An 11,812-nucleotide genomic window follows, 5' to 3' on the forward strand; every position below is an offset into this window, starting at 1 on the left:
AAAACCTGCGCGAGTGAATTGCGCGGTGCAAGTTACGCAACTTCTAAAGTGACCATAACAGCCAATCAGGTTTTATCCTGGGACCAAGGTTTTGACAAAGACGACAAACAGGTTTGGGGTGCTACCAAAGCCGGATATATCTTTGATAAGTTGCAGTAAGGCTATTGTGATCAGCGTCATTGCGAGCAAAGCGAAGCAATCTGTAAATCATTAACAGATTGCTTCGCTTTGCTCGCAATGACGGGTTCTTATTGAAACTCTTATTATTCTTTGGGTAAAAATATTTCCGCCATCATGCAACGTGCGCTTCCACCGCCACATGCTTCTATGGTGTCGAGGCTTGAACTTAGTATCGTAACGTGTTCCTCGATTTGAGCAATTTGCTTTTTGGTCAGACTTTGATGTGCCGATTTACTCATCACCAAATATCTTCTGTCATCGGTTCCTTTGACTTCAAGCATGTTGCCTGCAAAATTATTGACTTGGTCTTCGGTAATTAAAATGACTTCTTTTTCATCACCTCGCAAACTGTCTAACACCATTTTGCGCTCTTTTTTATCATCGATGCAATCGGCGCAAATTACGGCAAAAGTTTCACCCAAGCACATCATCACATTGGTGTGGTAGATTAGTTTTCTTTCTCCGTTGACGGTTTGAAACGCTTCAAAAATTACAGGTGTGTATTCGAAATCTTCGCAGAATTCTATGAATAATTCTTCGTCTGCTCTTGGTGAAAGTGCGCAATAGGCTTTGTCATTTTCGCGGTCGAGCAAAATGCTTCCGGTGCCTTCTAGGAAATAACCGTCTTCTTCGGCTGAAGTATAATCCATGATTTCGTTGATGACGAATCCTTTGTCTTCAAGAATATCAAGTACATCTTCGCGGCGCTCGTGTCGGCGGTTTTCGGCAAACATTGGATATAAAGCTACATCGCCACTTTGGTGAAACGAAATCCAGTTGTTGGGGAAAATCGAATCTGGTGTATCAGGATTTACGGTATCATCAACCACAGTTACATCAACACCAACCATGCGAAGTTTGTTGACAAAAGCATCGAACTCTTCTTGTGCTTTGGCATTGACTGTTTCGGGCAATAAACCGTCGAGTACTTTTTGATAGTAATTGTTGACAGCTGTTTGCTCGTTCATGCGAAACGCTACTGGGCGAATCATGAGTATGGCGTTGGTGGTTTGTTTCATGTTAATCTCTAATTAATGGAAGCGTTGAACAGCGTAAAAGTCCTTCTTGTTTGGCAATTTCAGCGTACGGAATTTCTTCCACAGTAAAACCATGGTCACGCAACCATGTATTCAATCTGGTGAAGTTTTTCTCGGAAACGACAACATCAGGTGCTATGGAAAAGATGTTGGAATTCATGTTGTACATTTCGTCTCTGGTGATGTGAAATAGGTTTTCTTTTCCGAATAGTTTGACCAAATACATATAATCGGCTTCTTCGCGGAAACCACTTTTGTAGATGATGCCTTTGTTGGTGCCGACTGGTTGAAAACAACAATCGAGATGCAACGCATTATCGCGGGCTTCGATTTTCGACTTAACCAAATCGAAAGCTTTGACAATTTTATTCGGAAATAATTCTTGGATATACTGCACGCCTTGCATGTTCGTACGTGCCGTGATGTAGTCTTTGTAGTCGCTGCCTTTGTAGGTTCCGATGAAAATATAATCATTCCAGAGAATCACATCGCCGCCCTCAATGTGCACTTCTTCGGGTGGGCGCACTACTTTTTTAGGATTGATTTGGTCGATGATGTATTGAATGGCATCGAGCTCACGCTCGCGATCCGGTAGAATATTGGCTTTGATAAATGTATCATCGATTACAAAACCTATATCGCGTGAGAAGATTTGATTGTAATTTTCAATCATTTCAGGGCGATAGACTTTGACATCATATTTTTGAAACACTTGATTGAAAGCTTCCATTTCTAGGATCATATCGGCTTCGACAGGATAAGTTCCTGCTTTGATATGCTCTAAAGATTTCGGATCGTAGGCTTCTTCTTCGGTTGGTGTTGGGCCGTTATTAGTGGCTGAACCTAGAACGACGGCTCTTAATCGTGCCGATTCGTTGGTAACATGTATTGGTAACATAAATTGGTTTTGACTTGCAACAAAGATATAGAAAGCGGGTTGATTATTGAATTATTCTGAATATTTTGTTGGTAAATTCTTGATTTGATAATTACTGAAATAAACTAATCATTGGATATTTTAAATGAATAACTAATCCCATTGATTTCTTGTTGATTCATATAATTTTTTGGTTAGTCGCTTGGCACCTTCATCATTCAAGTGACCACAATTGTAAAACATAGTATCGGGATATCCTTTGGTCAAGTCAAGCAAATCAGGAGCTATTTTTTTCATCTTTTGGATGTAAGGATCCGGATTGATTTTACTACAAAAAGGAGTTATAAACAAAACCAATTTGGTGTTTTTTTGTTTGCAAAGCAGTCTTATTTCATTTAAAATAGAATTCGCATGAAGCACTTTCTTTTCTCCCATTATCTCAAGCGGGGTGCTTGGTATCGAATTGCCAAATTTTGGAGTATATCCTATACTAGGATCAACTCCTGGTTTTTTATTGAGGAAAGAAAAAAACATTTCTCGAAATCCGATTTTGGCATCATTAACGGCAAAACGGTAAAAAGGAATCGTATATAAACAATCAAAATTTTCATTGTATTTTTTAGTATGCGCTTTAACAATAGCATTGTTGATATAAGGCATGGCTTCGGCAGTTGAAATATTAGAAGGTGTTATTGATTCAAGATTGGTATCTATTTGCAGGAATACCGATTTGGCATGATTGCATTCTAAAAACAACTTTAGTTGCAACATATTGTCATTTAATCCCGCACCTTCCACTCCTAAATTTATGGTTTTCTTGTTAGAGAGTTTGTTAAACAAATCAGTATCCATATGATTTGCTACTCTGGACGATCCTAAAAAAACGATGTCGAAATTCTCATTTTTAAGATTTATAATGTAGTGCAGTTTATTTCTTGGTATAGCGTCACGGTATATTTTTGAATAGAGCATATCACATAGTAGCATCAATAGAAATACTAATGCGAGTATGGAAAAAAATTGTAGTAAAAATTTCTTCATTTGATTTTAAAATTGAAAATAAATAAAATCTGTGATATTCGAATAAACCCCTAATGTGATGATGCTAATGAGTATGATTACCAGTTTAAAGTAAATCCATTTTCCGAAAAAAGGATGTTCTTTCTCTCTTGATATCCATTCAAAAAATAAAAAGAACAAAAGCAGCAAAACCAATTCTACCGAATACCGATCTATCGATAAATATTCCAATCCATTTTTGAAATTAAATCGAAATAAATTCTGAAGATACTTCAAGGCTATTGTAATGGTATCTGCCCTAAAAAAAACCCAACTAATTAAAACTAAAAAAAATGTAGTGCTCATAGAAAATAGTTCCCTTAGACTCGGAAATAGCTTTCCTTTAGCCACAATTTCTATATTATTCCTGTTGGTATTGGTCAACAAAAGCGGTAAAAAATAGAGGGCATTTAATGCGCCCCAAATGATGAAGGTCCAATTGGCTCCATGCCAAAATCCACTGACAATAAAAATTAAGAATGTATTTCGAATCTTTGTGAATTTTCCGCCTTGACTTCCGCCCAAAGGAATGTACAAATAATCTCGAAACCACGAAGAAAGTGAAATGTGCCAACGCCTCCAAAATTCAGCTATATCTCTCGAGAAATAGGGGAAATTAAAATTCCGAAGCAAATCGATTCCAAAAAGTTTTGCCGTACCAAGAGCAATATCGGAATAGCCTGAAAAATCGCCATAAATTTGAAAAGAAAAGTAGAATGCTCCTAGAAATAATGAGATCGAATTCATGCTTTCATAGTTTGCAAATATTTCATTTGCATATTGAGCACAGCTATCCGCAATAACGATTTTCTTAAACAGGCCCCATATTATTTGGTAAATACCATCGATTGCTTTGTCGGAATTAAAAACTCTTTTCTTTTTTATTTGTGGTAAAAGATGTGTCGCTCGTTCGATTGGACCAGCAACTAATAATGGGAAAAAACTAACAAATACAGAATAATCAATAAAATTTTTCTCGGCTTTTATTCGGTCTTTATAGATGTCTATTACATACGAAAGTCCATGAAATGTATAAAACGAAATCCCAACAGGCAATATCACTTTAAGTGTCCATGGATTGACATACAAACCAAAATTTGAAATTGCTGTTGCAAATGAGGCGGCAAAAAAATTATAATATTTAAAAACCCCTAAAAATCCTAGGTTTACAATTATACTAATCCAAAACCAAGTCTTTTTAGTTGTTTGGTTTTGGGTTTGCGACATTTTCAGCCCAGTGAAATAATCTAGTAAAGTTGAAAATACTAATAAAAATAAAAATCTCCAATCCCAAAAAGCATAAAAAAAATAACTAGAAACAAGCAACAGTAAATTTTGAAGCTTTAAATTTTTATTCGCTATAAACCAATACAACACAAAAACAACAGGGAGAAAAATGGCAAAATTTAAGGAATTGAAAAGCATTATATTTTAATATTTATAGCTAAGGTGTTGTTTACAAATATAAGTTAAATATTGAATTCGCATAATTACTGCAACAAATCCATACAAAATAAAAAACCTCTCGATGAGGAGAGGTTTTTTATGAAATTAGTATTTAATTTTTAATGAATTTATTTACGATGCTCTTTCCATCATCGTTTTCAACAGTGACGAGATATAAACCATTTCGAAACCCACTCACATCGATTTGTTCTGAATGGCTGTTGGTTGTTTTAAGGAGAATCAGTTTTCCATCTACCGATGAAATCATAATGGTTCTTAATTTATTACTATCATTCAGAATCGTGATTGTTGAATTAGAGGGATTCGGATAGATTTTTAATTGATCTGACCCCTGGGCAACATTCTTGTAATTTGTTGTAGTTTCAGAAGCATCTTCCGCTACATCCTGCTGTCTGTAAGCGAATGTATTGGTACAACCTAAAGGATAAGCAGCAAATCTTGAACCTACCATGGCTTCAAAACCCGGATTTAGCTCTACAAAATTAGCAGCGTGATAGATCGTATTGTTATTCATCGCATTCATATTAACTACATTAGAAGCCCTGATCCAATTGGAAGCTTCTTCAGATTCTCCGTTAGAAGTGGCCAATACCGGCGCCGTAATCGTTAGGGTTGCCGGGCAGGCTTCTCTTAGGCATATGTCATCGAGATATACCGTTGCATAGTGGCCGCCTTGATTGCAGTCTCCTACAGTAACAATGATAGTGGCAAATGACCCGATTCCGGTAGTGGGCAGATTCAAGGCTATCGATTGCCAAGTCGGAGTATAAATTAACTGCCCGTTGGTGGCTATCGTAATGCCGTTGGCTGTAAAGGTTGCAGCCGGATCATTGCCGCGCACGCAACGGGTTGCCGATGCCGGACCATTGATAGTACCGGTATTGTCAGTTGGGAATACTTCGACTGAAAAAAAAGCATGTTGATTGAGCACCTGACTATTAGGATGCCCATTCTGCATGAGCAATAAGAAATTTAAGATAATAGTTGGTGGAATGTCGGGATCGTCGATAGTGAAATTTTTTCGCATCGATGTGATGTCGCAGTTTCCGCTGGAATCGTTCAATTTAATCGAATTACTCCCATTGAATACTGTTGTCGGCGCTGTGCCAACAGCCATAAAAGCATTCAGTGTGGGTTCAGGTACGTTTGCCGTAATAATCGAAACCCTGTCACCGGCATTCGAAGGATTGTTCGGAGTGGTTCCAAATATATTCAATTGCTGTGTAGCACAACTCTGCATGAGCGTCCTGGTAGCTGCTGTCGCAAAACGCCGCGTGCGAAAAGCATAGCTTCCTGTAACCGATATAAGGTCAGGAATATTCTCAAACCCTGGATTCAAGCAATACCTTTGCCGGTAAGTTCCTGTAAAAGGCAAAGCTTCAAACAATGGCAAGACACTCGGATTGGCCGACAAGTAATTTTCCCTTAATATTCCTTTTTTGGCATCCGTCAATGCTACGGATAAAACAGCCGGAGGAATATTCTGGTTCCCACCATACTCATTACCCAACCCGTTTGTAATTTCATCAATATCGGACTGATTCAAAGTATAGTTTGCAATATTCGTATTGATATAGCTATCAATATTCTTTTCTACATCTTGTGCTTGCAGAATTCTGTTTTGTTCAGCTAATAGATATTCTTGCTCCTGATCTTGAGCAACAATGGCTATCGGAAACCAAATAAAACAAATAAGCACCAAACACTTATTTATATTTTTCATTTGATTTTATTTTTTATTCAACAATAAATTCACTGTGGCTTTCAATTCTTCGATCTCTCGACTTTGCTTCTCGAGTTTTTTGTCTTGTTCTATCGCATATAATGTCAACTCTTCAATCTTTTCCATTTGTTTGGCTTGCATTGCGCCTAAATCGAGTCCGTTTTTTGATAAAGTTTCGGCAGATTCTATGCCTGGCAAATGTTTGTTTGCTTTCACGAAGGCATCTACTTCTTTCAATGGTGTAAGCTTATAATCGTTGGCAAAAACATAGTCAGACCAATTTGTTGCAGGATTTCTTACAGCTACCTTTACTTTTTCAGTGAGTACGCCGCCTTCAACTAATAATCTATATTGACTAATATTAGGAAGTGTTGAATTTAATAAAGGAAAGTTAGTGGTATTTCCGATGTATATTCTACCACTTCCAGCAGTTCCATTCGCGAAATTACTTCCAGTCGTATTGAAAAAAAGGTTGTTGTTTCCCATGGTAACGGTTCTCAAACCGGTAGCTGTGGTTATTGTCCCATCATCTGTATAAATGTTCTTTGCATTGATAGTATATGGTGCAGCTGTCGTGCCTGAACCGGCTATTGTAGTATTGGTTCCGGTAGCATTGATTGAGCCTATATCGTTAGTCAAATAAACGTCTCCGGTGCTATTTACAGTCAGATGCTTACCATTGGTTGCCCCGGCATTGGTAGCGCTTGTCAGATTGGTAAACCGCAATCCTGAAGTACCATTGAAAGAACCATTAGGCTGACCGCTGGCAATGACAAGTCTGGAATTAACGTTTTTGCTGACATTAAAAGTTAAATTACCATTATCGAATTCGCCATAAATCAAAGGACGAAAAGTGATTGAACCGTTATTGAAAGTCGAGCCATCATTGCTAATGTAAAGTCTGTTGCTTACCGTTTCAGAAAAGCCTGCCTGATTTCCTATAAATACACTATTGGATGATGAACCTGAACCTTTCCCCGATTCAAAACCTAAAAACACATTATTAGATCCGCCGGTGTTCTGCCAACCTGCATTATGTCCAAAAAAAGAATTGGAGCTACCTGTTGCGGCATATCCGGCAGCAAAGCCCACATACGCATTACTTCCTCCGGTAGCATTCCCGGCTCCTGCAGATCTGCCTAAAAAGGTATTCGAGCTTCCCTCTGTATTTGCCAAACCGGTTTGATAACCCAGAAAAACATTGTTGGCTCCTATAGTATTGGCAAGCCCACATCTTGCGCCTATGAACGTATTCAAGCTCGCGGTATTGGCTTGCCCACAACTTGCGCCCAGCATAACATTAAAAACTCCAGCAGTATTAAATCTGCCTGATAAAGCACCCAGATAAGTATTATCATTACCCGATATGTTTGCGTTACCCGAAAAATATCCGATACTGGTATTATTATTATGATTTGCGTTTGTTGAATTACTACCAGCCGATGTTCCGGTATGCGTATTATAGGCACCACCGGTTCCTGCTGATGCTGGAGCACTATAGGTGCCTTGCCCTTTGCTCTGTGTAATTCCTCCAAGAACTACTAAAATCCCCATAAAAAATAATTTGTGTGTTCTCATAATGTGTTTGTTTTGATTGTTATTAATGAAATCATTTTCACGTACTCAAAATTTATATTATTAATAGTAATTTCCTATAGGGAAAACCCTAATAATAAATAGGGTTTTCCCTAGGTCAAACTATTTAATAAATTTAAAGCGGTTTTAGGTTTAAAACATTACACCTAGATTATCATGTTGTTAAATAAAAAAGCCACTCTTTTCAGAATGGCTTTCCATGATAATATCATAAATCTATCTTTTATCTGCAGGTTTGAACTCCCGTAACGGATGCCCAACATATATTTGTCTAGGTCTTCCGATAGGTTCTTTGTTGACGCGCATTTCTTTCCATTGTGCAATCCAACCCGGTAATCGCCCTATAGCGAACATTACGGTAAACATATCCGTTGGAATGCCTAAAGCACGGTAGATGATTCCCGAATAGAAATCGACATTTGGATATAATTTTCTCGAAACGAAATATTCATCCACTAAAGCCGCAGCTTCTAATTTTTTCGCAATATCTAAAATCGGATCGTCAACGCCTAAAGTATTCAATACTTCATCGGCTGCTTTTTTGATGATACGCGCTCTCGGGTCGAAATTTTTATATACTCTGTGACCAAATCCCATCAAACGAAAAGGATCTTCTTTGTCTTTGGCTTTCGCCATATATTTATCGGCATCACCACCATTTTTGTGGATTTCTTCTAACATTTCTAAAACGGCCTGATTCGCGCCACCATGCAATGGCCCCCAAAGTGCAGAAACACCTGCGGAAATCGAAGCGAATAATCCGGCGTGTGAAGAACCAACAATTCTAACAGTAGATGTAGAGCAGTTTTGTTCGTGATCGGCGTGAAGAATAAATAATTTATCTAAAGCATCCACCACGGTCTGATTGGCTTTGTATGGTCCGGTTGGTAATTCGAACATCAAATGCATGAAGTTTTCTACGTAACCTTTCGTGTTGTCGTAATAATTTAATGGATAACCCATCATTTTTCTGTACGTCCAAGTGGCAATGACAAGAAATTTTCCCATCGTTTTACACACGGCTTCATACATTTCTTTTTCATTATCAACATTGACTACTTTAGGATTGAAAGCAGTTAAAGCACTGGTCAATGAAGACAAAACACCCATCGGATGTGCTGTTTTTGGAAAACCGTCGATGATGTTTTTCATCTCTTCATTCACCAAAGTATATTTGCGGATATCAGTTTCAAACTGGCTGAGTTCTGCTTTAGTAGGCAATTCTCCAAAAATCACTAAATACGCTACTTCTAAGAAATCAGCTTTGTCTGCCAAGTCTTCGATGGCATAACCTCGGTAGCGTAAGATACCTTCTTCACCATCGAGAAATGTGATTTCACTCGTGCATGAACCTGAGTTTTTATAACCCGGATCCATCGTAATGGCACCTGATAAATCACGTAATTTATTGATATCGATTCCTACTTCGTTCTCGCTTCCAACGATTACAGGAAACTCATACTTCTTGCCATCTAATTCTAATATTGCAGTTTTTGACATAGTGTGTTTTGGAAATTTGTCTGTTGAAATAATAATTTAACAAATCTATGGAATTCCAAATGAATTAAAAAAAGAATTTGTCAATGAAATCGTTAATTATATTATAAAAATTACAGATTTAACAAAAGCCGTTTACAAACCAAAAAACGCACTGCTTTTGACAATGCGTTTCTGTTTTTAAAAATGGTAATTTGAATTAATCTTTAAGCAACTTTTGAACTTTAATGCCTTTTTCAGTAATGATTTTGATAAAGTAAATTCCTTTTGAATGACGTGATATGTTGAGTTTCGACTCGAGTTCATTAACGATACATGTCGAAATGACCCTGCCCTGAACGTCATATAACTGAATCGATTTGATGTTATTATCGGCTTTGATAGTGACTTCATTAGAAGCCGGATTAGGAGAAACCACCACCGAATTATCGATTTCAAAATCCGTATTCGATAAAGTTTGAAAAACAGTATTCGCCAATCCGGTATCAATCGGTGCATTATAATCGAAGAAAATATCGGCTCGATTGGCAACGGCATCACCTGTAACCAAAGTATTGTTCGTTTTGATTTTGAGCAAAATATGACCGTGTCCACCGATATCAAGGTTAATGTTTTTGAAAATAAATTCAACCTTGTTTCCCGAAATTCTGGCATCCACCGGAAAATTAGTGTTCATTAATTGTAAAGAATTGATATCAAACTTTGAAGCATCAACTTCAGTTTTTACCACAATATTCTCAGCAGGAAAAGTTCCAGTGTTTTCGAAATTGATGGCATAATGCAGGTAATTCCCGATTTCGGAAGGCGGAACCACAGCGCCTTCAAGACATTCAATGCTATTCGGATCGAAAGAACCTACCACAGTTTGATGATAAACAAAGTAGTTGTCATCCATGTTTTCATCGAGATTGTTCGGGCTAATTCCGGCCGCAAAATTTAATACATCTCCAATATTGACAGGGTTTGCATCGGTTGGACTATGCATATGCATCGTGACCAACAGGCTTCTTGATTCAAACGGGAAGAATATAGTATATCCAAAATTAATTGAGTTTGATCCTTGATTGGTTACTGGTTGGCTTGAAGCAACATAATCCATTTTATCAATATCATAATACATGATTAAGCCTGCAGGTTCTGCATTTAATATGGTATTGCCTTTATTTCTGTACACTATTTTGTAGACCGCATCAAAACCAGGTCGCCCAGGAGTTACCGGTGCAATAACCACTTCTAAATCCTGATGTGAACCATTCGCAGCGATACAGAAATCTTGTGTTGCTGTATTGTTGTTATTGTCTGCAAACGGAATCGTGGCAATTGTCGGAGAAAAATTGAACCAAGTCGGGTTTTCCACACTCGGCGTAATCGTGAAATTTCCCGCCAGCGTGAAGAAAGTATACTGCCCAGAAGCACTTGAAAAAGAAGCGCCAGTCTGCGTCGTGTCATTAATATTGATTCTAATATTGGCAGGATTTATATCGGCTGCATCACAACCATTGTTATCTGCATCATACTTTATATTTCCTGTAATGGTATTGAAATTTCCGCCGGGTGTGAAAGAACAATAACTATTGGCTGTGAAAGTCGCGTAATCTGTCGTGCCGCTCAAAGCCTGAATCGCAGCAATTTCACCCACATCACAGCATACATAGGTGAGATTCGGATTATTGAAAAAATAGATATTCCGCGAACATTGGCAATAGGGCTCCAAGCCTTCCAAGGTAACATTCCACCCATTTTTCATAAAAAGTGTCGATAGGTTGTTGTTGCTGCAATCTACAAAAAGATTACTTCTCGTATTGCCGCTAAGGTCTAGCGTGGTGAGTTGGTTGTTCTGGCAACGCAAAATATACAAATCGGTAATGCCTGTCATATCAATACTCGAAACCTGATTGCTCTGACAATCGAGCGATTTAAGGTTGGTCAAATTGCTGACATTGATTGATGTGAGTTGATTGAATCCTAAGTACAACGACTGCAGGCTACTCAAGCCGCTGACATCGATATCGGTGAGTTGGTTGTTGTAGCATTGCAAGGTTTGCAGATTACTTAACCCATCCAAATTAAGCGAAGTCAGTTGATTGTTGTCGCAGGTTAAGTTTTGCAAATTGGTAAAGGCACTGATTCCTGTAAGGTCAGAGATGTTGCTACTGGATACATTTAATATGGTAACACTGCTCGCTTCGGTCTGTTGGATGTCGCCATCAGCATTGGTATCGACTCCAAGTGCAATTAGCTTTGTCTTAAAATTCGCATCAGGAATAGTCACAATTTGTGCCTTTACCATTCCGGTAAATAGCAACAATAGCAAAAAAATATTTTTCATTAGGCTTGAGTATATGTTTTGTTTTGTTTTCATAATGCACCTTTTTA

Annotated in this window: 9 protein-coding genes; 1 reads left to right on the top strand and 8 read right to left on the bottom strand. The window is 37.9% G+C overall.

The features are described from left to right. A partial coding sequence (locus RMO03_RS14115; RefSeq protein WP_409024906.1) for a CpcT/CpeT family chromophore lyase occupies positions 1-159 on the top strand: 159 nt, incomplete at its 5' end. Positions 160-263: 104 nt separating this feature from the next. On the opposite strand, the gene ctlX is transcribed toward RMO03_RS14115, so the two are convergent. From ctlX to RMO03_RS04410, 8 genes are all read right to left on the bottom strand, one after another. Beyond that, complete coding sequence (gene ctlX / locus RMO03_RS04375; protein WP_309640875.1) at positions 264-1,199, bottom strand: citrulline utilization hydrolase CtlX; 936 nt, start codon at positions 1,197-1,199, stop codon at positions 264-266. A gap of 1 nt (position 1,200) precedes the next feature. Beyond that, positions 1,201-2,115 carry an arginine deiminase family protein gene (locus RMO03_RS04380; protein WP_309640876.1) on the bottom strand — a complete coding sequence of 305 codons (915 nt, stop codon included), beginning with the start codon at positions 2,113-2,115 and terminating at the stop codon, positions 1,201-1,203. A 132-nt stretch (positions 2,116-2,247) separates the two neighbouring features. Further along, positions 2,248-3,135 (bottom strand): hypothetical protein, encoded by an 888-nt coding sequence (locus RMO03_RS04385; protein ID WP_309640877.1) that lies wholly within the window; start codon positions 3,133-3,135, stop codon positions 2,248-2,250. Positions 3,136-3,141: 6 nt separating this feature from the next. After that, positions 3,142-4,578 (bottom strand): MBOAT family O-acyltransferase, encoded by a 1,437-nt coding sequence (locus RMO03_RS04390; protein WP_309640878.1) that lies wholly within the window; start codon positions 4,576-4,578, stop codon positions 3,142-3,144. Between the two features lie 133 nt (positions 4,579-4,711). Then, positions 4,712-6,343, bottom strand: a complete 1,632-nt coding sequence (locus RMO03_RS04395; RefSeq protein WP_309640879.1) for a T9SS type A sorting domain-containing protein — start codon at positions 6,341-6,343, stop codon at positions 4,712-4,714. 6 nt (positions 6,344-6,349) lie between these two features. Beyond that, positions 6,350-7,921, bottom strand: a complete 1,572-nt coding sequence (locus RMO03_RS04400; RefSeq protein ID WP_309640880.1) for a hypothetical protein — start codon at positions 7,919-7,921, stop codon at positions 6,350-6,352. 234 nt (positions 7,922-8,155) lie between these two features. After that, entirely contained in the window at positions 8,156-9,439 is a 1,284-nt protein-coding gene (locus RMO03_RS04405) for a citrate synthase (protein WP_309640881.1), read from the bottom strand. Positions 9,440-9,635: 196 nt separating this feature from the next. Further along, positions 9,636-11,765, bottom strand: coding sequence for a leucine-rich repeat domain-containing protein (locus RMO03_RS04410; RefSeq protein ID WP_309640882.1), 2,130 nt, complete (start codon positions 11,763-11,765; stop codon positions 9,636-9,638). Between the last annotated feature and the right edge of the window lie 47 nt (positions 11,766-11,812).

Source organism: Flavobacterium sp. (assembly GCF_031411595.1).
GTDB lineage: Bacteria > Bacteroidota > Bacteroidia > Flavobacteriales > Flavobacteriaceae > Flavobacterium.